A 24,194-nucleotide genomic window follows, 5' to 3' on the forward strand; every position below is an offset into this window, starting at 1 on the left:
TACTACTCGTCTTTCGTATTGCGGTTGCAAATATACGCCTGCATTATTCGTTTTTCCAAACCAATTTTACTTTTATTTTACATTCTTTCCTTAAGTCGCTGGTACAATGGAAAATATTTTTTGTTTTTTTTAGATATGAGAAGTGAGATACGAGGTTTTTGACGAGAAAAACCCGTTTTTAACGCAGAAAATGATTAGACGTTTTGCTTTTCTTACCAAAAAGAAAAGAAAAACGGATACTTTATAGTTAACTACTCGGGAGATTGTCGCAAAGCGAGAATGGATTATTCAATATAGTTAATATATAATAGATGCAATGTTGAAACAAGTTTAGTATGACATCATAATTAAGTTTCTATAAAGAAGCTCTTTTATAAAATAGGAGTGACAGAACTAAAAAAGGAGAACTTCATGTTCTCCTTTTTTAGTTGATAGTAATTATTGTTATCGTTGTTATGCTAATCAATCTTTTATTTATACTCTAGAATTAAATAACCCCAGCTACAACAAAAGTGCTACCCCCAACGTAAATCATGTCATTTTCTGTTGCATTTAATTTTGCAGCAATTAATGCCTTTTCTACTGTATCAAAAAAGTGTTTATCGGTAATATCTTCTGGAATTATTTTATACAAGTCGTCAATATCATATTTTCGAGGAACATCTGGTTGACAGAAATAATAGGTTGCTTTTTTTGGAAAAAAATTTAAAATAGATAAAACATCTTTATCATTCACAAATCCTAAAACCAAATGCAATTGATTATAAGCTTGCTCATTTATTTGTTTTGAAACTTCTGCTAAACCATGTGGATTATGCGCAGTATCAGCAACAATTAATGGATGTTGTCCTAAAATATCCCAACGTCCACGCAAATTTGTATTCTTTACAACATTCAATAAGCCATTCGCAATATTTTCAGGGGAGATCGCCCAATTTTGTTTTTGCAATTGCTCAATAGCGGTTAAAACAGTACGTTTATTTTTAATTTGATAAGATCCTTTCAAATCTGAAGGCAAATCTTGAAAATGTTTTTCTTCTGCAAAAATGATTTCTGCATTTCTATCTTTCGCTACTTGTTCAAAAACTGATTTTGTCTCTGCTGTTGTTTCACCAATTACAATCGCTGTGTTTGGTTTTATGATACCAGCTTTTTCAAAAGCAATTTTATCCAACGTATCACCCAAAAATTGTGTATGATCCAAACCTATATTCGTAATAACAGAAAGTTCTGGTAAAATAATATTCGTGGAATCTAATCGTCCGCCCAAACCTGTTTCTATAATCGCGATATCTACTTTTTGTTGTGCAAAATATTCAAAAGCCATCGCAATTGCAATTTCGAAAAAAGACGCTTTTTGATCTATAATTTTTTGTTCGTGCTTATTTACAAAATCAATCACAAATTCTTCATCAGCCATTGCTCCATTTACACGAATTCGTTCGCGAAAATCTTTGAGATGTGGAGAAGTTGTTAAACCTGTTTTGTACCCCGCTTCCTGAAAAATAGAAGCCAACATATGAGACGTACTTCCTTTACCATTTGTTCCTGCAATATGAACAGTTTTAAATTTAGTTTGAGGATTTCCCATATATTCGCATAAAGCTGTAATATTTGTTAAATCTGCTTTCATTGCTGATGCTCCAACACGTTGAAACATTGGTAAATTTGTAAACAACCAATCGATTGTTTCTTGATACGTTCTCATTTATTCAAAAATTTTACACGAAGTTACGGAATCATCTTCAAAAAAAAATCGAATTTCTCCGAAGAAAAATTCGATTCCATTATTTATGTATTGGCTATTCTTAATCTGAATAATCTTGTTTTGTTGTTAATAATATTTTTAAAACAATAAATCCAACGATAGCAGCTGTTAACGAAGCAACTAAAATCATTAACTTTGCTTCATTTATATAGCTTGGATCTTTGAAAGCTAACATCGAAACAAAAATGGACATTGTAAATCCAATTCCTCCTAAAATTCCGACACCAAAAACTCGTTTGAAATTGACCGCCGTAGGTAATTCACATAGACCAAATTTTACTGCAATCCAAGTGAATAATGTAATTCCGACTGGTTTTCCTACAACTAGTCCTAAGAAAATTCCCGAAGCTAATGGAATACTAAAATGCGCTAATCCTCCACCATCAATCGTAATTGCTGTATTTGCTAAGGCAAACAAAGGCAAAATAATAAATGCGACTGGTAAATGTAAAGCGTGTTCCATTTTAGCTGATAAAGATTTCGAGTCAATTTTATCGAAAGGAATTGTAAATGCAACCAAAACCCCTGCAATTGTAGCATGAATACCCGAATGTAACATAAACCACCATACAGCAATCCCTCCAATAATATAAGGAATCATTGATTTTACTTTTAATTTATTTAAAGCGAAAAGACCTAATAAAATGGCAATTGCAATTCCGAATTGTGTAAAATCTAAAGGTAATTCTGGATTTGGATAAAACAATGCAATCACGACAATTGCTCCTAAATCATCAATTACAGCTAAAGCCGTTAAAAATACCTTAAGCGACATTGGCACACGTTTCCCAAGCATTGTAATAATTGCCACAGCAAACGCAATATCAGTCGCCATAGGAATTCCAAAACCATGTATGGTATCCGTTCCTTTGTTTGTTAAAAAGAATATAAATGCCGGAACTAACATTCCTCCCAAAGCTGCAAAAACAGGTAAAATTGCTTTTTTTGTATTAGACAATTCTCCTATAAAAATTTCGCGTTTGAGTTCTAAACCAATTAAGAAAAAGAAAATCGCCATTAAACCATCATTGATCCAATGCGCAAAAGAATGCCCAAACATATCTGTCATCCAAATAGAATCATAGGATTCTGCAATTGGAGAATTGGCTAAAATTAAAGATAAAGCTGTACAAAAAATAAGGACAATACCGCCCGAAGTTTGGCTATGAAAAAATTGGTTAAAAAGTTTAGAAACAATCATTTTATTTTTTTTAATTTGGTAAAAATAATGAACTCGTTTTTAACCGCCTAATCTAAACGAAACAATAAGACCTAAATTATCATTTATATAATCTTTAAAATACTTTTTTGATACCAATTGCTAAAATTAAACATCTTTTCGATGATAAAAACAAATATGAAAGGTAAAATCAGCAAGAAATAATTATGAGATTGAATGATAAAAAAACTACAAAACACTAAAAATCTAATATGTTCTAAATACGGTACCCATCTTTTTTGTTCTAATTGTGCACCAATATTTATTAATGTAATCAAGACAAATACAACGAAGAAACCTTTGGTTAAATTATCAAATTGATCAAAGTAATATGTTAGAATACTCATCGCAAAAAACGATAAAATCAATTGTAAATTAATATAACCTTTGTATTTGAAATGATAACTATTCACTTTATTCTTAGACATCCATTTCTTTTCAATAATTGGTCTTATTTCCTGATCCATAACCGCTGGACTACCAAAATATATTGTCAATTTTTCTTTAATAGATGATTTTCTTCGAGCAGCCTCGTACAACTCTAAATAATAATGAAAATGTTGCCACAAAAAACTGTAACTATTGATAGGATGAGTTAATCCATATTTGGGTTTTTCTTCTTCTTTCTGAAAAGTACCAAATAATTTGTCCCAAAAAACAAATACATCTCCATAATTTTTGTCCAAATATTTTTCGTCAGAAGCATGATGAACACCATGAAGAGAAGGCGTTATAAAAATATATTCGAGCCATTTTTGTTTCTCCAAAATCTGCGTATGTGTAAAAAAAGAATACACGCCATGAACCACCAAAATCGTCATTACTAAATTTGGATGAAAACCAATAAAAGGCAAAATACACCAGAATACATTGCGAACAATTGCTTGTAAAGTCGTTATACGTGCCGCAACCGTGAAATTAAATTCTTCGGATTGATGATGCACAATATGGGCTCCCCAAAAAATATTGACTTCATGTCCCAAACGATGATACCAATACCAGACAAAATCTGTCGCTAGAAGCATCACAACCCAAATCCACCAAGCATTTGAAATATCTAATAGACGATAACTTTCGTAAATCCAAACATACAAATTGTAAAAACTTGCCGTAATAAAAAGATTCAATAATCGTTCTGCAATTCCTATTGAAATATTAGAAACTGAACTTTCATATTTATAGATATTCTTTAATTTCTTCTTTTTAACAACTACATATTCAAGCCATAAAAAAAGAAAAAAAGCTGGTAAAGCAAAAGCTAAATACTCGGGATGATTCATTTTTAAGCACTTAAAAATTGATTAATATGTTGATTAAAAAGTATCGGCTGCTCCATCATCGGCACATGACCACAATGATCGATATAAGCTAATTTTGCATTAGGTAAATGTGCAAAAAACTCTTCAGCAACATCTGGCGGTGTCACAATATCTTGTTTTCCCCAAACTAACAAAACTGGCTGATCTATTTTATGTAAAAGATGTTTCAAATTTTGTCGCTTTGCATCTCGCGAAATCGAAATTATAGACAAAGCTTTTGTAGGCGTATTAGCGGTCGAAAAAACATCATCTACCAATTCTTTTGTAACAACATTTTTTGTTTCAAAAACTTCTTCTACCTTATTTTTGATATACTCATAATCTCGCACACGTACAAAAGAAGCTTGTAAATTGTTTTCATATAAACCAGAACTTCCTGCTAAAATCAATTTATCAACCAAATTTGGATGCGCCAACGCATATAACAACGCAACATGCCCGCCCAAAGAATTTCCGATTAATATTGGATTTTCAATTTTATTAGATTGAATATAATTTTCTAGAAATTGAACTAAATTTTGAAGTGAATTTCTTTTGAAATGTGTAGAAAATAAAGGAAATGTTGGCGTATAAACATTATAATTTATTTCAAGATTCTTGATAACATTCCCCCAATTACTAAGGCTTCCAAATAAGCCATGAAGTAAAATAACATCTTTATTTTTCGAATATTTCATATCGCATTTATTCTTGGTTATCGAACAAATGTAAATAAAATATTTTTAAACTCTATTAATTATATAGATTTTATAGATTATATATAATTCCAGACGAATGGTCTTTGCTCGCTCCTGTTACAGATGCCAAACAATTTATTTCGTTATGAACACGTCGATATCCAAGGAATGCAAAAATTAAAGCTTCTTTAAAATCAATTAAATTATCAGTTGGAATGATGATTTCAACAGTTGATAATTCTCGTAAACGATTGATAAAAAATGAATTTCGAACTCCTCCTCCAGTTATCAACACATTGTTGATATCGTATAAAGCAAAGGTATTTTTAATTTGAATTACGAAATGCTCCACACAACTTCTCAGTTTATCTTCGGTAGGAATATCGTACTTATCAACAATTGTTAAAAACTCATTCGTTACCCATTCAAAACCTAATGATTTTGGGAAAGGTTGATGATAAAAATTCAGAAGGTTCAATTCTCCAACTAATGTAGTATTAATATATCCTTGTTCTGCTAATTCTCCATTTTTATCATATTCAAACCCGAGTTGTTTGGCATAATGATTCAAAACAATATTAATCGGACAAATATCAAACGCAATTCGTTTTCCATTTCTATTCATCGAAATATTCGAAAAACCTCCAAGGTTTAAACATGCATCATAGTTAGAAAATAATAATTCGTCTCCAATCGGAACCAAAGGGGCTCCTTGTCCTCCTAAAATAACGTCTTGTGTTCTGAAATCACACACCACTTTTTGTTGACAACGCGACGCTATTGCTGCACCGTTTCCTATTTGCAAAGTGAATGATTTCTGCGGTTGATGAAAAATAGTTTGCCCGTGAGATGCAACAAAATCTACTTTTCTAATCTTATTTTTATGAATAAATTCTTTTACTTGTTCTCCAAGAAAATAACCAAACTCTACATCCAATTGACATAAATCCATAGCCGAATATTGAAAAGCTTCTGTTAGTTTTGTTCGCCAATCGGATGAATAATCTATAGTTTCAGCATGTAAAATTTCGAAAAGTTGGTTATCATCAAATCGGACATAGCAAATATCCAAACCATCTAACGAAGTTCCAGACATCAAACCAATGCAAAAAGTAGGGTTTTTCATGCTGTAAATTTAATGAGAGAAATTGATAGTTTATTGGTTTAGAAATTAGAAATTTTAAAAAACTAAGAAACTATCTTTCATTTTTTCCTTGATGAAAATAGTAAATTTTCTATTCTTATTTGGATGCGATACTGAAACAAGTTCAGCAAGACAAGATGATTATGGTTAAAGAATACAGAAATTTAGAAAATTTAACCTATATCATAAACTCAAAACTTAGTACTTATTACTCATAACTCAAGATGCGTTAGGGATAGTAGTGGAAATCCTTTGCGTGGAACGAAGCGATAGCGGAGTTGCAAAGCAAAGATTGCAACGGATAGCCCGCCCGAAGGGAACGCCCAAATCAGAAAACAAATTGTTTTGCTAATTCTTAGGTTATTGCGAATATATCAGTTAGAAATTCTGATGATAAAAGCTTATATTTGAAACACAATTAATACAAACAAAACATGGCACAAGATGTAATCTTCGATTTAATTGAAGAAGAAAAAGAAAGACAACTGAATGGAATTGAATTAATCGCGTCAGAAAACTTTGTTTCGGACAACGTAATGCGCGCGATGGGTTCTGTTTTAACAAATAAATATGCAGAAGGTTATCCTGGAAAGCGCTACTACGGTGGTTGCGAAGTTGTAGACGAAGTAGAAACTATTGCAATTGATCGTTTGAAAGCGTTGTTTAATGCAGAATATGCAAACGTGCAACCTCACTCAGGTTCTCAGGCGAATGCGGCTGTTTACTTAGCGTGTTTGAAACCCGGAGACAAGATCTTAGGATTCGATTTATCGCACGGAGGTCACTTAACTCACGGTTCTCCTGTTAATTTTTCTGGGTTAACTTACCAAACTTCTTTCTATGGAGTAGATAAAGAGACAGGGAGAATTGACTACGAAGCTATGGCAGAAACTGCTCGTAAAGAGAAGCCTCAAATGATAATTTGTGGTGCTTCGGCTTACTCAAGAGATATAGATTATGCTAAATTTCGTGAGGTAGCTGATGAAGTTGGCGCTTTGTTATTGGCTGATATCTCACATCCTGCTGGGTTAATTGCCCGCGGAATCTTAAATGATCCTATGCCTCATTGTCATATCGTAACGACGACAACTCATAAGACTTTACGTGGTCCTCGTGGTGGAGTTATTATGATGGGGAAAGATTTTGAGAACCCTTGGGGAGCAAAAACTCCTAAAGGTGAAGTGAAAATGATGTCTCAAATCTTGAACGGAGCAGTGTTCCCTGGTACACAAGGTGGACCTTTGGAGCATGTAATTGCATCTAAAGCGGTTGCTTTTGAAGAGGCTTTATCTGACGGTTATATGGACTATATTGTACAAGTTGTGAAGAATGCAAAAGCATTGGCTGCGGCATTAGTTGCAAAAGGATACGACATTGTTTCTGGAGGTACAGATAATCACTGTATGTTAATCGATTTACGTAACAAAGGTATTTCTGGTAAACAAGCAGAAAACGCTTTAGTTTTAGCAGAAATCACTTGTAATAAAAACATGGTTCCTTTCGATGATAAATCTCCTTTCGTTACATCGGGGATTCGTTTGGGTACGGCAGCTGTAACAACTCGTGGGTTGGTTGAAGCAGATATGCAAACTGTTGCTGACTTGATTGACGAGGTATTAATGAACATTGATAACGAAGAAATCATTGATGGAGTTGCAGATCGTGTAAACGAGTTTATGTCTTCTCGCCCATTATTTCAAATGAAATAAATAGAAACATAGTTTCGATTATAACAATAGAAAAGTCCTGAGCATTGCTTAGGACTTTTTGTTTGATGTAAAACGTCGGGACGTTTTGATGAAAACCTCCTTAGCTTTTAGATAAAATCACTTGACGTTTTTATTGAAATGTCTTGAGGAAATAATTTATTCCTTTTTAATTTACAACAAGATTAAACTAATAGGAATTCTAATTAGATAAGTAATTATCTAAATTGTTATACTGAGTGAAGCGATAGAGAAGCTGAAATATCTGTAATCAATATTTATTGAATGACTATTAAACAATAATAGTTTTAATTATTTTATTTTGAATGATAAATATAATTGTTGGAATTTATTAAAAGTTTTATGACTTGTTTATAATCTAAAATAAACATCATAAAAAAAGCAACTTCGAGATGAAGTTGCTTTTCTATTTAAAATAAGATAAGTCTTTGTTTTTACGCATTCAATGCTTCTGCACCACCAACGATTTCTAAGATCTCGTTTGTAATAGCAGCTTGACGAGCTTTGTTGTATTGAATTTTCAATCCTTTTTGTAACTCGCTTGCGTTGTCTGTTGCTTTATGCATTGCAGTCATACGCGCACCGTGCTCAGAAGCGTTAGCATCTAATACGGCTTTGAATAATTGCGTTTTCAACGTTTGAGGGATTAAGTCTCTTAAAATTTCTTCTTTCGAAGGGTTGAAGATATAATCTAACTCTGCTGAATTGTTTGCTTCTTCTTCAGTTTTCTCTAAAACGACTGGTAAAAATTGTTCGTCTTGTACAATTTGAACAGCTGCATTTTGAAATTGATTGTAGATAATTCTGATTTGATCAAAGTCACCTACAGTAAATTTCTCTACTAAATCGTCTGCAATTTCAGCCACATCTGCAAAATTTAAATTATCCCAAATGCTTGATGCATTTTTATAGATAGTTTGTGTTTTACTAAAAGTATCATTAGCTTTTTTACCAATTGCTAAAATCTCTACGTGTTTACTTGCTAATTCGCCAGCTAATAACGCATTTACTTTTTTGATGATGCTTGAGTTGTATCCTCCACATAAACCTCTATTCGAGTTAATAACGACTAAAAGTACTTTATTAACTTCGCGCTCTTCTGTTAATGCACCTCCTACTTCAGCTTCTAAAGTAGAACTTACATTTTGTAAAAGTTCACGTAATTTATCTGCATAAGGACGTAACTGTACGATAGAATCTGTAGCACGTTTTAGTTTTGCAGCAGAAACTAATTTCATAGCACTTGTAATCTGCATTGTAGAACCTACAGAAGTAATACGGTTACGTATATCTTTTAAATTTGGCATAATTCTATTTGAGATGAAGGATTAAAAGGAACTTAGAGATTCAGAAACCTCTAAGTTTCATTTATATTTTATTAGTATTTAGAAGTAGTTTCTGTGATAACTTTCTTCAATACATCCATAATTTCATCAGTCCATTTACCTAAACGGATAGATGTTAAAGTGTCTGCATATTTGTTGCGCATTAACTCAACAAAGTCACCTTGCCACTCTTTCACTTGGTTAACTGGAACGTTTTTCAACATACCATTAGTACCCGCATAAATAACTGCTACTTGTTCTTCAACTGGAATTGGAGCGTTAACACCTTGTTTTAATAACTCAACGTTACGTTCACCTTTACCAATTACGTTCATTGTAGCTGCATCTAAATCAGAACCAAATTTTGCGAAAGCTTCTAACTCACGATATTGTGCTTGGTCTAATTTTAATGTACCAGATACTTTTTTCATTGGTTTTGTTTGTGCAGAACCACCAACACGAGATACAGAGATACCTACGTTGATCGCTGGACGAACACCTGAGTTGAATAAATCAGACTCTAAGAAGATTTGTCCATCTGTAATCGAAATTACATTTGTTGGGATATATGCAGAAACATCACCAGCTTGAGTTTCGATAATTGGTAAAGCAGTTAAAGAACCACCACCTTTTACGATACCTTTCATAGATTCTGGTAAATCATTCATTTGAGATGCGATTGCATCATCTTTGATTACTTTTGCAGCACGCTCTAATAAACGAGAGTGTAAGTAGAAAACGTCTCCAGGATATGCTTCACGTCCTGGTGGGCGACGTAATAATAAAGACACCTCACGGTATGCAACGGCTTGTTTAGATAAATCATCATAAACAATTAACGCTGGACGACCAGAGTCACGGAAGTACTCTCCGATTGCAGCACCTGCCATTGGAGCATATACTTGCATTGGAGCTGGATCAGATGCATTAGCAGCAACTACTACTGTATATTTATCTGCACCGTGGTCTTGTAATGTTTTCATGATACCTGCTACTGTAGAACCTTTTTGTCCTACTGCAACATAGATACAGAAAACTGTTTCTCCTCTATCGTAAAACTCTTTTTGATTTAAGATTGCATCTAAAGCAACAGAAGTTTTACCTGTTTGACGGTCACCAATGATTAACTCACGTTGTCCACGTCCAATTGGAATCATCGAGTCAATAGAAACGATACCTGTTTGTAATGGTTCGTTTACTGGTTGACGATAGATAACCCCAGGAGCTTTACGCTCGATAGGCATTTCATATAATTGTCCTTCGATTGGTCCTTTACCATCGATAGGATTTCCTAACATATCTACAACACGTCCTAACATTCCTTCACCTACGTTAATAGATGCAATTTTGTTTGTACGTTTTACAGTGTCACCTTCTTTAATACCTTTTGAAGGTCCGAAAAGTACAATACCTACGTTGTCTTCTTCAAGGTTTTGTACCATTCCTTCTAACCCGTTTGAGAATTCTACTAATTCTCCGTATTGAGCATTATCTAACCCGTAAACACGAGCAATACCATCCCCAACAGTTAGAACGGTTCCTACTTCTGCTAATTCAACTGATGAATCAAAGCTTGTAAGTTGTTGTTTTAATATAGCTGAAACTTCAGCTGGATTTATTTCTGGCATTTCTGAAATATTTAAAATTTAGGAATGTATTCGTTTTTTAAAAAATCTTTTTTTAATGTAGCTAACTTAGTTTTGATTGACGAATCAACTTGATTGTTTCCAATTTTTAAAACGAAACCTCCAATTAAAGATGCATCAATTTTGTTCTCTACTTTTACTTGACTATTTGCAGCTAAAGTTTGTTTCGCTTTTGCTACAATATTATCAATTGTATTTTGATCTAATTGCACTGCCGAAGTAATTTCTGCTGTTACAATATTATTTGCTAAATCGTATAATGAAATAAACTGATCTGCAATTTTAGACAAAATATTTTCTCTACCATGTCTTACGACTAACGAAATGAATGTTTGAGAAGTTTTTGATAAAGATTTGAAAATCTCACTCAATACAGCTTCTTTTTTCTTTGCATCAATCACCGGAGAATTTAAGAAAACTCTTAAATCATCATTCTCTTTAATGACTTTGCGAACATCATTCATTTCAGCATACACTACGTCTGTTTGGCTTGCTCCATTCGCAAACTCCATCAAACCTTTAGCATATCTATGTGCTGCTCTGAATCCTGCCATGATTAATTGAATTTAACTTGATCAATAACATCATTCACTAAAGCTTCTTGTGCAGATTTATCTGACAATTCTTTAGTTAAGATTTTTTCAGCAATTTCAATTGACAACTGTCCAACTTGATTTTTGATATCAGCCATAGCTGATGCTTTTTCATTTTGGATAGCTGACTTAGCATTTTCAATTAATTTGTTTGCTTCTACAGTTGCAGAATTTTTCGCCTCGTTGATGATATTTTCTTTCATTTCACGCGCTTCTTTCAAGATAGCATCACGTTCAGCACGAGCTTCTTTCATGATTTTCTCGTTTTGAGCGTTTAATAAAGCCATCTCTTCTTTCGCTTTTTTAGCTGCGTTTAATGCATCCTCGATAGATTGTTCTCTTTCTTTAACTGCAGATAGAATTGGTTTCCAAGCTAATGATCTTAACAATACTAATAAGATGATAAATACGACCGCAGTCCAAAAAATAAGACCAACTGAAGGTGTAATTAAATCCATTGTGTGTATGTATTAAATTTTATTTTTTACTAATTAATTTTTTAATGAATTAGCTTCAACAACCAACCGTTATTGAAGCTAATTTTTAATTCAAATATTATCCGTTACCTAATAACGCAACTACGATACCGAATAAACCTGCACCCTCGATTAAGGCTGCTGCGATAATCATAGCTGTTTGAATTTTTGAAGCCGCTTCTGGTTGTCTAGCGATTCCTTCCATAGCTGATCCACCGATTTTACCGATACCTAAACCAACTCCTAAAACTGCTAAACCAGCTCCGATTGCTGCAATACTTCCTGTCATGATAATTGTATTTAATTATTAAAAAATTATTTTATTGTTTTTTATATTCTATTCTTAATGGTGATCGTGTTCTGCTACTGCTGTTCCGATAAATAACGAAACTAACATTGTGAATACGAACGCTTGTAATGCCGCTACTAACAACTCTAAACAGTAGATAAATAACGCTAATGGGATAGATCCACCTGCCATAGCTTCTGTTTGGAAAATAAAGATTAACGAAATTAACGACATAATGATGATGTGACCTGCAGTAATGTTCGCAAATAAACGAATCATTAAGGCGAAAGGTTTTGTAATAATCCCGATTAACTCAATTGGAGCTAAGATTAATTTTACTGGAACCGGCACTCCTGGCATCCATAACATATGTCCCCAGTAACCTTTGTTTCCTGAGAAATTAATTACGATTAATGCAATTAATGCTAATACAAATGTAACTGCGATATTACCTGTAACGTTAGCTGCACCTGGTAACAATCCTAATAAATTGTTGATCCAAATGAAGAAAAATAACGTTAATAAATAAGGCATAAATTTCGCGTATTTTTTCTCACCAATATTTGGAATCGCTACTTCATCACGAACAAAAATAATAATTGGCTCGATGAATCCTGCGATACCTTTTGGTACCATATTTCCTTTTTTGTAGTTAGATGCAACTGCAGAGAAAACTAAGATTAAAATCACGAAAGAGATTAACATTGATGTTACGTTTTTCGTAATAGAAAAATCTAATGGTTTTTCATTCTCTAAATGAATAGCTCCTTTTTCGTCTACGTGAGGTTTGATTGTACCCTGCGCATCTGTTTTGTAGATTTTTTCGTGGTAATTGATGTAGTAATTTCCGTTACTTTCAACAATCGCTTCATTGTGGTGAAATTTAGAAGACATAAAAACTTGTAAACCATTATCCCATAAAATAACAGGTAATGCAACTCCTACACTTTTTTCTCCTTCTCCCCATAAATGCCAATCGTGCGCATCTGCAATGTGGTGCATGATACCTGGAACTGGGTTAAATGTAGATTCGCCAGATTTCACTTTAGTAGCTTCCTCTTGACTTTTTACTTGCTCACTTTTAATTAACTCCTCAAACGTTTTTGGAAGACTTTCGTGCGGAACTGCTGTAGAGGCAAATCCGAAATTGAAAAGTAATAAAAACGCTAATAACGCTGAAAATTTCATGTATAATTCCTTTGTTTCTAAATTGCGTGCAAAATTATAGTAAATTAACCACTTACCAAAGTCAAATGCTAAAAATCATTAAACTTTTTTTAACTTTAAATTAATTAAGCGAATAAACACTAAAACTTCGGCTAGCAAAATTACAAAATAACTTATAATTAATTGCACAACATTTAATTTAATTTGTTCATTCACAACAATCAATGCTAATACAATTGCCATCTTCGCAATCATCCCTCCCATAAAGGCAAAACCAACATATTCTGGAAATTTTATCTTCACAAAACAACCAACTTGCAAAATCATTAATGTAATTAATCCAATTATTAAATACATTTTTGGAACAATTAGCGGATTTTCGCTAAAATTATAATGCGCAACAATTGCGTAATGAATACCACAAAAAATTGCAACCATTGCAATAAAAAAAAGTGCTAAAAGAATAAATTTCTTAATCATTAAAATTATTTTTTTGGTAATTGCTTCAACATCAAATATAATCCTGCAAAAACTCCCAGCAAAGATAAGCCAGCCGTCCATAATGGCTTCTCTGTTTCCATTTTTTTATCCAAAAATGTTCCTAACCAAGCAAATAACGCAATCGTTACCGCCATCTGTATTCCCATCGCAGAAAATTTTAAATATTGATTTACACCTTCGGACTTTCGTTCTTCTTTCATAAGTTTTATGTAATTTTGCAAAAAATTATTTCGTGGTAAAGATAGGAAACATAGAATTACCAGACTTCCCTTTATTGCTTGCACCAATGGAAGATGTGAGTGATCCGCCATTTCGTCGCCTATGCAAAATGCATGGTGCAGACTTGATGTATACAGAGTTTATTTCATCTGAAGGATTGATTCGTGATGCAATAAAAAGTCGTCAAAAATTAGATATTTTTGATTACGAACGTCCTATTGGTATTCAGATTTTTGGTGGAGATGAAGAAGCCATGGCGATGTCAGCTAAAATTGTCGAGACTGTTCAGCCTGATATTGTTGATATTAACTTTGGATGTCCTGTAAAAAAAGTGGTTTGTAAAGGCGCTGGAGCTGGTGTATTAAAAGATATAGATTTGATGGTACGTTTAACAAAATCTGTTGTTGAAAGTACACATTTACCAGTTACTGTTAAAACGCGTTTGGGTTGGGATTCTGATTCGATTAACATTTATGAAGTTGCAGAACGTTTGCAAGAAACAGGTATCAAAGCCTTGTCAATTCACGGACGTACGCGTACGCAGATGTATAAAGGACAAGCAAATTGGGAACCGATTGCAAAGGTAAAATCGAATCCGAATATTGAGATTCCAATTTTTGGAAACGGAGATATAGATTCGCCTCAAAAAGCAATAGAATACAAAGAAAAATACGGTGTAGACGGTGTAATGATTGGTCGTGCGGCGATTGGTTACCCTTGGATTTTCGAGCAAATTAAACATTATCGAGAAACAGGTGAATTGTTACCAGAACCAACAATTGTAGAACGAATGGAAGCGGCTAAAAACCACTTAAATTGGGCGATTGATTGGAAAGGTGAACGTACAGGAATTTTAGAAACACGTATGCATTATACCAATTATTTCAAAGGAATTCCAAATTTCAAACCTTATCGCACAAAATTAGTTACACAAGATAATTTGGTTGATTTGGAAGCTACTTTCAAAGAAATTGAAGAAGAATTTATTCCGAAATTAGAAGAAATATAATCGTTAGAAATAATTCATCTCTATAAAAAAATCCACCAATTACTTGGTGGATTTTTCATTTAAACTTGAGACTATAATTAATTACAATTATCTACAAGCAACACTTCTTCTGGATTCAGCATATCATATTTCATCAATACAACTTCGTCCACGTCTGCTCTAGATCGTAAAGTAACTTCGTAAACTTCATCATTCACAGGATATTGTATAGTTGCTTTCGGACGTTTAAATGTTCCGCTAGTTTCCACAACAACACCTTCTACACATTTCCCTGTTTTAGCTAATTGATCTTCTAATTGACTTTTCGAATATTGACTAAATCCGAATGCTGCAAGACCTAAAACTGCAATGACGATATAAAAATATTTTTTCATAGAATTAAAATTTAATGTTTCGTATTAGTTTTGTTTGAAACAAATTTAGATTCAATTCTATCGTTATAAAATCCCTATTATTAGCTAATTTTTAGTTTCGTGTTTGGTTTTCAGTGCATAAAGTGCAAAAGTTCCCAACCAATGACTCCCCATATAATCATCGTTCGAAATATTATTGAACGAGTAATTGAAATGATGATTTGCCCAATCATTCATATAATTTAACTCTGGTAATTTTGCAGAAATTTGATACAAAGCCGTTGCACGACTAAAATTCAAACCATCCAAATGAACCAATTGCCCATCCGTACGATCCGAAACAATTCCAGGTTTTAGCTCATGTTTTTTATCAAACAATTGTGGTAAAAATGATCTCAACCATTTTTTATATTCATCATGAGGATGAATTTTAGACATCAACAAAGCCTCTTCCAAACAAGCCGAAAGAAAATCTGATCCACTTGGTTCGAAAGCAATATTGCAACTTTTATCTTTTAAATAAAGACGATTTCCATTATCAGTAATCACTTTTTCGAATGTTTTATCATTCACAGAACGTGCATAATCTATCGCTAAACTCAAACCAAACGCCGTATTATCATGCGTTCCTGTACGAATTGGATAAACTAATTTCGGCAAATATTCTTTGTATCGAACAATAATCAAATCACTCAAAGGTTTCAGATTTTTTGCCCAAACTTGCGCATCTTTATCTTGCCAATTATTCAATTCCATTTGCAATTGTAACAACCAAGCCCAACCATAAGTACGCTCGAAATTCTTGTTATTTTTATCATTGAAAAAGGTCATTTCGACCGCAACATTTTCTGCTGTAATCAATTGATTTAACTCATTTCTAACCTGATTATTTTGATCCAATTCAGGAAAATCTTTCATCAATTTCACAATCGACCAAAATCCATGAACAGAAGAATGCCAATCAAAACAACCATAAAAAATTGGACGCAATTGCTTTGGCGTTTTCAAATCCTGATCACTTCCCAAAACATTTCCTAGTTTATTCGGATACTCAGTCTTGATACAATGCGTTGGTAATTCAAATATTTTTTTGGCTTGATCTAATTGTAATTCTTGCGCAAATGCAGTTGTCGTTAGTAAAGTTGTTAAATAGAGTAATTTTTTCATCAAAATGTTTTTACCAAATTACTAATTTTTATTCGAGTCCAGGAATTTTTTCAATTCTTCTTTTGTTTGTAAACTTTCAGGAAAATTTTTCAGATTTTGTTCAAAAAACTGTTTTGCTAAATCCGTTTTCTTTTGTTTTACCAGATAATTTGCAACATTGTTGATATACGTTTCTGTTGGTTGAAAAGAATAATTCAACTTTCTAGAAATCGATTCAAACGAATCTTTTACCAAATTTGGTTGATTCGGAATCTCTTTAATATTCACACGATAACCATCAAACTGCCAACGTAAATAATCAATCGAGCCAATCATCGGAACCGAACCATGTTCTTCGTCAACATATTGTTTGTAATGATAATTCAACGATTTATTCTTCGAAAATTTCAAACGTTCGTCCACCTTTTTTATGCTTTGATAATGATCGCGTAAATGATTTGTATTTTGACCTTCTCCGACTTGCGTAATCATCAAAAATCGATTCTCGAAAGAATGATTTTCTAAGTTTTGATAAAGATTCAATAATTCTTTGTCATTAAACCAAATACTTGGATCGTGCGCAACATATCCATTGAAAGTTTTGGGGTGATTGTACAAGGTTTTCAACGCAAAATAGCCACCCAAAGAATGTCCAATTAACAAACGAAAATCATTCACACGATAATTTTTCTGCATAAAAGGAAACAATTCAGTTTGAATAAAATTGAGGAAATTAACATCATTCACATGTGTAAAATCTTTTGTTCGATCACCATTTTTATTTGTAATTCCAACAATAATCGATTCGGGCATTTCCGGATAAAAACCAGATTGAAATTTAGAAACTACGCCTGTTAAAAATGTAAAATTAGATTCGGCATCTAACACATAAATCACTGGATAATTTACTTTTTGAAGTTTATTATTGGTATACGACTCGGGAAGATTCACCCAAATTTCTCGTTCAGTATTTAAGATTTTAGAATTTATTTTTTGGATTTCACCAATTGTTAATTTCTCTTGCGAAAAACCGATTTGCGAGAAAATCAAACAAAATAAAAGTAGGATTTTTTTCATGTATAAAATTTTTCTAAAAATAGTTATTTAGAATTATTCTACACAAATGATTTTGGACAGAAAAAACGACCTCATCATGAAGTCGTTTTTCTGTATAATTTGTATTTTTTTAACTAAAAATATTCCATTTCAAGCCAAGTTGAAATTTGAAATCTCGGTACGGAACATTTGGTGCTGCAAAATAATCAGGTTGTTTTGTAAACGACGCATTGATATGCTCACCACGAATGTAAAAACGCATATTACGAACCTTGAAATTGATAAAAACATCCAAAATAGGATAACCACCAATCTCTTGTATACTTGCTGGATCTTGCAATGCAAATTCGTTCAGAATTGGGATGTAACGCAAACCATTGTATTTCGTAAAATATGTTGCATTAATACCAGCTTGTAATTGAGCATTCTTATTGAATAATTCTCCTTGCCAATACAATGTTTCACGAATCAAGAAATCTGGTAAAGGCATATATTCTTCGTTTTTCGTTACTTTTTGATATTGTGCTGTCGAAACTAAATTAATCTTTCCGAAACGTAAATGATTTTCACCTTTTATCTTGAAATAATTAATATTATCTGTCAATTGTTTATAAACCAACAATTCGTTTAAATATACTTTATTGTCAATATTATAAATTGAGGCTTCTAAGGTTGTGTTAACTTTATCTAACTTTAACTTTGCAAAAATATTTTGAACATTTTCTGTTTCAAATTTATTAACGTAATTAAAATTATTAAAGAAACTTTGATTGTAAACTGCATTCAACGAAGGAAGTTTTGACTGAATAACCGCTCCAGCACTCAATGTATAACCTTCTATCGGCGTCACATCTAAAACCGCATCTACATTGTAAACACTTTTGTAATTATCAGATTGCAGATATTCAACATTTCCGTAAAGTTTCAATTTTTCATTCCAATCAAAATCCACTTTTCCAACAACTCCAAAAAGATTTTCCTCTATTTGCTTTGGAACTGCAACAATCGTCATGGCTTGATCAGCAAAAACGCGCAAATTCTGGAATTTAACACCAGCCTCTATCTTCACACGATCTGTCCACTGAAAACCAGCAGTTGTCGTATTGGATAAATCTGTAAAACTCTTTTTACTTCTATAATCCATTCCTGTAATAATCGGTGTAGAATATAAAGTTCCGTTTGGTGACGTATCCTCGTAGCGATATTTTTGTTTTTCATACGAAAATTTATTCTTCAATTCAATTGGATTATAAAAAGTCGAATCTTTTTCATTCATTTTTTTTAAGATTCCGTACGAAGCATTCAATTCAATTCGACGTGCATCAAATTCAGATTTTGCTGTCTGCGAATTCACGGGAATATTACGAACATTTGTCATTCTGCGATCATCTTGCAAAATAAAATCGTTGATATCTTCTATTCCACCGTTCTCATTATTTTTCAGATTTTGTGCTGCATAGTTCCACCACAATTTGAAACGTTCCGATTTTGTTTTATAATTTGATGAAAAAACAAAGGTATTATTCTGCGCTTTTTCATGACGATAACGACCTTCAGAAATTAATCCACGATAATGAAACGTATAATTGAATTGCTTGTTGAAATTATGCGAAAATGTTGAAGACAAAAAGTTACCTTCTTTAACACCATTCTCGTAAATAAACTCGGTATATGGCGTTTTGACATCATAATATTTGATATCATTTGCATAATAATAATTGTATTTTTTACCAGTTGGTAACATCGACGGATTGAATGGCGTATTTTGATACTCCAAATCCACCACTACACCACCAACATTCGGAAAAAATAATTTTCCGAACGCATCATTGCGAATAAAATTTTGATTATAATAGTTTTTGATACTTAATGTCGTATCCAAAACCTCTGGTTTTCTGCCATTTGTCCAAAACTTATAATCGTCTATTTTGGTTTTATAATATGTAACCGAATCATTTGTTGATGATCCTTTTAATGGTTTTAAAACTTTTATTGAATCCTCCTGAGCTTGCGCTACAACAGTTCCTAATAAAAATAAACCAATGATTGTTTTTTTCATCCTGTTGAATAAATCCTTACAAAAGTAATCTAAAATTGAGAGATACAAAAAAACCCACTTATTTCTAAGTGGGTTAAATATTTTATAAATCTTTCTTAAAAAGTGAAAGTTGTTCCGTCAGCGCCGTCTTTTAGTTGGATACCTAATGCACTTAATTCATCACGAATTTGATCTGATAATGCCCAATTTTTATCTACACGTGCCTGATTACGCATTTCGATTAGCATTTTTACAACACCATCTAATTTATCTGAACTTTCGTTTGCAGCTTCTGTATCCAAACCTAAAACATCATGAACAAAACCATTCATAATTGCTTTTAAACGTTCTAAATCTTCTGCTATAATATTCTCGAAACTATCTTTGATTGAATTAATCATTTTCACTGCATCAAATAAATGTGCGATCAATATCGGCGTATTGAAATCATCATCCATTGCGGTATATAATTTCGTTTCTAATTCATCAATATTAACGGTAGATGTTTTCTTTGGCGTAATTGTTTCTAATGTTTTTAATGCTTCAACCAAACGATTATATCCCTTTTCGGAAGCTAACATTGCATCATTCGAAATATCTAAAACACTGCGATAATGCGCTTGTAAGAAACAAAAACGTACAACAGCTGGATGAAATGGTTTTTCGAAGAAATCATTTTCACCATTCACTAATTGCATAGGTAAAATGTAATTTCCAGTCGATTTACTCATACGCTGACCATTCATCGTCAACATATTCGCATGCATCCAATATTTTACTGGTTCGTGACCATTAGAACCTTTTGCTTGCGCAATTTCACATTCGTGGTGAGGGAATTTAAGATCCATTCCTCCTCCGTGAATATCAAAATAATCTCCAAGATATTTTGTGCTCATCACTGTACATTCTAAGTGCCAACCAGGGAAACCATCTCCCCAAGGAGAAGCCCAACGCATAATGTGAGCAGGCGAAGCGTTTTTCCAAAGTGCAAAATCCACTGGATTCTTTTTCTCTCCTTGCCCGTCTAAATCTCTTGTATTATTGATTAATTCTTCGATGTTACGGTTACTCAATTCACCATAATCAAGTCCTTTTTTGTTGTAAGCTTCCACATCAAAATAAACTGATCCGTTTACTTCATAAGCAAATCCTAAATCAATTAATTTTTCTGCTAAAGCAATTTGTTCTAAAATATGACCTGTCGCTGTAGGCTCGATTGTTGGAGGTAGTAAATTAAATTTTTCTAAAACTTTATGAAAATCAACTGTATACTTCTGTACGATTTCCATTGGTTCTAATTTCTCTAATTTAGATTGTTTTACAAAACGATCATTTTCTACATTTCCATCATCCGTTAAATGTCCAGCATCAGTAATATTACGAACGTAACGAACTTTGTAACCCAAAAATTTTAGGTAACGATAAATCATATCAAACGACATAAACGTACGTACATTTCCAAGATGCACATTACTGTAAACGGTAGGTCCACAAACATACATTCCAACATTATCTTGATTAATTGGTTCGAACGTTTCTTTCTGTCCCGTTAAGGAATTATGTAATTTTAATTGATTTTCTTTTACCATTTTATAGGATTTATAATTTAAACATTGAAAGGAGTTTTCATTCCGATGTACGAAATAAACTCTTTTCTTAATTGCTCACTTTCTTTAAAAGCTCCACCAAATTCAGCTGTTACAGTACTTGATTCGATATCTTTAATTCCGCGCGAATTTACACACAAATGTTTCGCATCAATAATACATGCAACATCATCAGTTCCCAAAGCTTCTTGCATTGCTTTCACAATTTGCATTGTCAAACGCTCTTGTACCTGCGGACGTTTTGCATAATATTCTACAATACGATTCATTTTAGACAAACCGATTACTTTCCCTTTCGAGATGTAACCAACATGTGCACGTCCAACGATTGGTAAAAAGTGATGCTCGCAAGTCGAATAAACCACGATATCCTTTTCAACCAACATTTGATTGTAGTTATATTTATTTTCGAAAGTTGACATTCCAGGCTTACGCTCTGGCAATAAACCACCAAAAATCTCTTTTACGAACATTTTCGCAACACGTTTTGGCGTTCCTTTCAAACTATCATCTGTTAAATCTAAGCCTAAAGTTTCCATGATGTTACGGAAATCCGCTTCTATCTTTTCCACTTTTTCTTCAGCAGACAACTCAAATGCATCAGCTCTCAAAGGCGTTTCTAAGTTTGCTGACATATGGTCGTCCCCCATTTCGTCATGAAGATGTTTATCACACATTACATAAAAATTTTAGCAAATTTATAAAAGATAGTGTTATAAAACCTTATCAAAACTCAATTATTCCAACTGAAATGATTTCTATTATTTATTGAACCGATGAAAAGATTATCTTTGAAGTATCACAAATTCGAAAAAATGATCAAGAAAACTTACGGCATCGATTTTCTTTCGTTCGAGGACTACAAAGGAATCAAAGAAGGAAACATCGAAATTGAACTTAATGAAGCAAGTAAACAACAAATCTTAAAATCTCAACAAAATGTTGCTAAAATAGTCGCTTCTGGGCAAACAGTGTATGGAATAAATACTGGTTTTGGTCCACTTTGCGATACTAAAATTTCGGAAGAAGAAACACGTCAACTTCAACACAATTTATTAATCAGTCATGCGGTTGGTGTTGGAAATCCAATCAAGAAAGAAATTTCTAAAACCATGTTAATTGCAAAAGCACATGCTTTATCAAAAGGATATTCTGGTGTGACTTTAGAAGTTGTGGAACGAATTTTATTAATGGTCGAAAAAGATATTATTCCTGTTGTTCCAGAAAAAGGATCTGTTGGAGCATCTGGAGATTTAGCGCCTTTATCACATTTATTTTTACCATTAATTGGTGAAGGAAAAGTTTGGGATGGCGATACAATTATTTCGACAAAAGAAGCATTAGCTAAACACAACTTACAACCTTTACATCTTTCTGCGAAAGAAGGTTTAGGATTAATCAACGGAACACAATTCATTTTATCTCATGCTTTAAATGGTTTAGAAAAATTTGAATATTTATTGAATTTAGCTGACGTTGCAGGCGCTTTATCATTAGAAGCTTACGAAGGTTCTCCTCGTCCATTCGAAGAAGAATTGCACCAAGTTCGTCCATTCAAAGGAACATTATTGGTTGCAGAACGCATGCGAAATTTATTGAAAGGCTCTGAAATTGCTTTCTCTCACGCAGATTGTGGTCGTGTACAAGATCCATATTCATTACGTTGTATGCCTCAAGTTCATGGCGCATCACGAAATGCTTTTTTCCATTTACAAGAATTAGCAGAAATCGAATTAAATTCTGTTACCGATAATCCAATCGTTGTTTCGGATGAAGAAGCTATTTCTGGTGGAAACTTCCACGGACAACCATTAGCAATGGTGTTAGATTACGCAACAATTGCCGCTTCAGAATTAGGAAACATTTCAGATCGTCGTCAATATTTATTAATCGAAGGAAAATATGGTTTACCAAAATTATTAACAGAAAGTTCTGGTTTAAATTCTGGTTTCATGATTCCTCAATATACATCTGCTGCGCTTTGTACAGAAAACAAAACATTGTGTTTCCCTGCATCGGCAGATAGTATTCCGACTTCTTTGGGACAAGAAGATCATGTTTCGATGGGAAGTATTTCTGGACGAAAATTCAACCAAGTTTTAGACAATGTAGAACGTATTTTAGCAATCGAATTAATGTACGCTTGTCAAGGTTTAGAATTTAGAAGACCACGTAAAACAAGTGCATTCTTAGAAGAAGTTTTCGCAAAAGTGCGTTCGGTATGTCCTAAATTAGAAGACGATCGTTTGATTGGAGATGACATCAACAATATTATTGATTTGTTGCAAACAGATGATTTCAAAAAATTAATATTAAGTTTTTAAATTATCCTTTTCATCCAGAATTTGTCGAAGGATAAACTATTAATAATATAGAAAACTACTATATATAGAAGACTCTTCGACAGGCTCAGAATGACAATTACAACAACGACAATCAAGTAAATATCATTCCAAATAAATGGAGGAATTTAAAAAAATATAATGTGTTCCTGAAACAAGTTCAGGATGACTTAACGATTAGTCAAGTTGAATTCATTTCAACTTCGCATCAAATTAAAATGTAATATGCTAAAATTCGATAAAAAATCATTCGTCCATTTGTTGGTGATATTTTAGTCGTGATTTTTATTTACTATTTTATCAAAGCATTTATCAACACAAAAGCAATTAACATTGCAATTTTTACATTGACTTTTTCTTTTGTTGTAGAAATTTTACAATATTTCAATTTTGTAGAAATAATTGGTTTAGGACATAATAAAGCAGCTCGAATAATTATCGGAACATTTTTTTCTTGGATTGATTTACTATGTTATTTCATCGGATTTGTTCTATTATTTTTTATTGATAAAGATTTGAAGAAAAAAAATGTAATTTGAACGAGATTTCTCAACAAGCTCCTTTAGATTTGAA

Annotated in this window: 23 protein-coding genes; 4 read left to right on the top strand and 19 right to left on the bottom strand. The window is 32.8% G+C overall.

The annotated features are described in order from the left end of the window. Positions 1 to 487: 487 nt before the first annotated feature. From B3M86_RS07910 to B3M86_RS07930, 5 genes are all read right to left on the bottom strand, one after another. On the bottom strand, positions 488 to 1,708 hold the full coding sequence (locus B3M86_RS07910; RefSeq protein WP_291047661.1) for a bifunctional folylpolyglutamate synthase/dihydrofolate synthase: 1,221 nt from the start codon (positions 1,706 to 1,708) through the stop codon (positions 488 to 490). Between the two features lie 100 nt (positions 1,709 to 1,808). Further along, positions 1,809 to 2,969 (bottom strand): Na+/H+ antiporter NhaA, encoded by a 1,161-nt coding sequence (gene nhaA, locus B3M86_RS07915; protein ID WP_221854231.1) that lies wholly within the window; start codon positions 2,967 to 2,969, stop codon positions 1,809 to 1,811. A gap of 83 nt (positions 2,970 to 3,052) precedes the next feature. Beyond that, entirely contained in the window at positions 3,053 to 4,267 is a 1,215-nt protein-coding gene (locus B3M86_RS07920) for a sterol desaturase family protein (RefSeq protein ID WP_221854232.1), read from the bottom strand. A gap of 2 nt (positions 4,268 to 4,269) precedes the next feature. After that, on the bottom strand, positions 4,270 to 4,983 hold the full coding sequence (locus B3M86_RS07925; RefSeq protein ID WP_286496239.1) for an alpha/beta fold hydrolase: 714 nt from the start codon (positions 4,981 to 4,983) through the stop codon (positions 4,270 to 4,272). A gap of 70 nt (positions 4,984 to 5,053) precedes the next feature. Next, on the bottom strand, positions 5,054 to 6,109 hold the full coding sequence (locus B3M86_RS07930; RefSeq protein ID WP_291076739.1) for an anhydro-N-acetylmuramic acid kinase: 1,056 nt from the start codon (positions 6,107 to 6,109) through the stop codon (positions 5,054 to 5,056). A gap of 452 nt (positions 6,110 to 6,561) precedes the next feature. Here B3M86_RS07930 and glyA point away from each other — a divergent pair, with 452 nt between their 5' ends. Continuing rightward, positions 6,562 to 7,836 carry a serine hydroxymethyltransferase gene (gene glyA / locus B3M86_RS07935; protein WP_135834919.1) on the top strand — a complete coding sequence of 425 codons (1,275 nt, stop codon included), beginning with the start codon at positions 6,562 to 6,564 and terminating at the stop codon, positions 7,834 to 7,836. A 452-nt stretch (positions 7,837 to 8,288) separates the two neighbouring features. Here glyA and atpG read toward each other — a convergent pair whose 3' ends face one another. The 8 genes from atpG to B3M86_RS07975 form a co-directional block, all read right to left on the bottom strand. After that, positions 8,289 to 9,161 carry an ATP synthase F1 subunit gamma gene (gene atpG / locus B3M86_RS07940; protein WP_291069038.1) on the bottom strand — a complete coding sequence of 291 codons (873 nt, stop codon included), beginning with the start codon at positions 9,159 to 9,161 and terminating at the stop codon, positions 8,289 to 8,291. 71 nt (positions 9,162 to 9,232) lie between these two features. Next, on the bottom strand, positions 9,233 to 10,807 hold the full coding sequence (gene atpA / locus B3M86_RS07945; protein WP_291061163.1) for a F0F1 ATP synthase subunit alpha: 1,575 nt from the start codon (positions 10,805 to 10,807) through the stop codon (positions 9,233 to 9,235). Between the two features lie 11 nt (positions 10,808 to 10,818). Next, complete coding sequence (gene atpH / locus B3M86_RS07950) at positions 10,819 to 11,379, bottom strand: ATP synthase F1 subunit delta (RefSeq protein WP_291076741.1); 561 nt, start codon at positions 11,377 to 11,379, stop codon at positions 10,819 to 10,821. Between the two features lie 2 nt (positions 11,380 to 11,381). Beyond that, positions 11,382 to 11,876 carry a F0F1 ATP synthase subunit B gene (locus B3M86_RS07955; protein WP_038335122.1) on the bottom strand — a complete coding sequence of 165 codons (495 nt, stop codon included), beginning with the start codon at positions 11,874 to 11,876 and terminating at the stop codon, positions 11,382 to 11,384. Between the two features lie 97 nt (positions 11,877 to 11,973). Then, the gene (gene atpE / locus B3M86_RS07960; RefSeq protein ID WP_013598300.1) at positions 11,974 to 12,183 is read right to left on the bottom strand and encodes an ATP synthase F0 subunit C; all 210 of its coding nucleotides are present in this window, start codon (positions 12,181 to 12,183) and stop codon (positions 11,974 to 11,976) included. Between the two features lie 54 nt (positions 12,184 to 12,237). After that, positions 12,238 to 13,371 carry a F0F1 ATP synthase subunit A gene (gene atpB / locus B3M86_RS07965; RefSeq protein WP_286496235.1) on the bottom strand — a complete coding sequence of 378 codons (1,134 nt, stop codon included), beginning with the start codon at positions 13,369 to 13,371 and terminating at the stop codon, positions 12,238 to 12,240. 78 nt (positions 13,372 to 13,449) lie between these two features. Continuing rightward, entirely contained in the window at positions 13,450 to 13,830 is a 381-nt protein-coding gene (locus B3M86_RS07970; RefSeq protein WP_286496234.1) for a hypothetical protein, read from the bottom strand. A 5-nt stretch (positions 13,831 to 13,835) separates the two neighbouring features. Next, a complete protein-coding gene (locus tag B3M86_RS07975) occupies positions 13,836 to 14,051 on the bottom strand; it encodes an AtpZ/AtpI family protein (RefSeq protein WP_286496233.1) in 216 nt (71 codons plus the stop codon). Positions 14,052 to 14,083: 32 nt separating this feature from the next. On the opposite strand from B3M86_RS07975, the gene dusB reads away from it, so the two are divergent. After that, the gene (gene dusB / locus B3M86_RS07980; RefSeq protein WP_291076742.1) at positions 14,084 to 15,079 is read left to right on the top strand and encodes a tRNA dihydrouridine synthase DusB; all 996 of its coding nucleotides are present in this window, start codon (positions 14,084 to 14,086) and stop codon (positions 15,077 to 15,079) included. Positions 15,080 to 15,156: 77 nt separating this feature from the next. Here the strand turns inward: dusB and B3M86_RS07985 are convergent, their stop codons facing one another. The 6 genes from B3M86_RS07985 to folE all read right to left on the bottom strand — a co-directional run bounded on the left by B3M86_RS07985 (position 15,157) and on the right by folE (position 21,956). Next, entirely contained in the window at positions 15,157 to 15,453 is a 297-nt protein-coding gene (locus B3M86_RS07985; RefSeq protein WP_114997882.1) for a hypothetical protein, read from the bottom strand. 84 nt (positions 15,454 to 15,537) lie between these two features. Then, a complete protein-coding gene (locus B3M86_RS07990) occupies positions 15,538 to 16,599 on the bottom strand; it encodes a DUF2891 domain-containing protein (protein WP_291072928.1) in 1,062 nt (353 codons plus the stop codon). A gap of 21 nt (positions 16,600 to 16,620) precedes the next feature. Then, entirely contained in the window at positions 16,621 to 17,655 is a 1,035-nt protein-coding gene (locus tag B3M86_RS07995; RefSeq protein WP_114997888.1) for an alpha/beta hydrolase, read from the bottom strand. A 109-nt stretch (positions 17,656 to 17,764) separates the two neighbouring features. After that, the gene (locus B3M86_RS08000) at positions 17,765 to 19,693 is read right to left on the bottom strand and encodes a putative porin (protein ID WP_291076753.1); all 1,929 of its coding nucleotides are present in this window, start codon (positions 19,691 to 19,693) and stop codon (positions 17,765 to 17,767) included. A 95-nt stretch (positions 19,694 to 19,788) separates the two neighbouring features. Beyond that, complete coding sequence (gene cysS, locus B3M86_RS08005; protein ID WP_291047639.1) at positions 19,789 to 21,261, bottom strand: cysteine--tRNA ligase; 1,473 nt, start codon at positions 21,259 to 21,261, stop codon at positions 19,789 to 19,791. Between the two features lie 17 nt (positions 21,262 to 21,278). After that, positions 21,279 to 21,956 carry a GTP cyclohydrolase I FolE gene (folE, locus tag B3M86_RS08010; protein WP_219033828.1) on the bottom strand — a complete coding sequence of 226 codons (678 nt, stop codon included), beginning with the start codon at positions 21,954 to 21,956 and terminating at the stop codon, positions 21,279 to 21,281. A gap of 99 nt (positions 21,957 to 22,055) precedes the next feature. Between folE and hutH the strand changes: the two genes are divergently transcribed. Both hutH and B3M86_RS08020 read left to right on the top strand, forming a co-directional pair. Beyond that, a complete protein-coding gene (gene hutH / locus B3M86_RS08015; protein ID WP_414647022.1) occupies positions 22,056 to 23,603 on the top strand; it encodes a histidine ammonia-lyase in 1,548 nt (515 codons plus the stop codon). Between the two features lie 266 nt (positions 23,604 to 23,869). Next, the gene (locus tag B3M86_RS08020) at positions 23,870 to 24,160 is read left to right on the top strand and encodes a DUF2809 domain-containing protein (RefSeq protein WP_291047663.1); all 291 of its coding nucleotides are present in this window, start codon (positions 23,870 to 23,872) and stop codon (positions 24,158 to 24,160) included. Positions 24,161 to 24,194 lie beyond the last annotated feature (34 nt).

Source organism: Empedobacter sp. UBA6305 (genome assembly GCF_002440405.1).
Lineage (GTDB): Bacteria > Bacteroidota > Bacteroidia > Flavobacteriales > Weeksellaceae > Empedobacter > Empedobacter falsenii_B.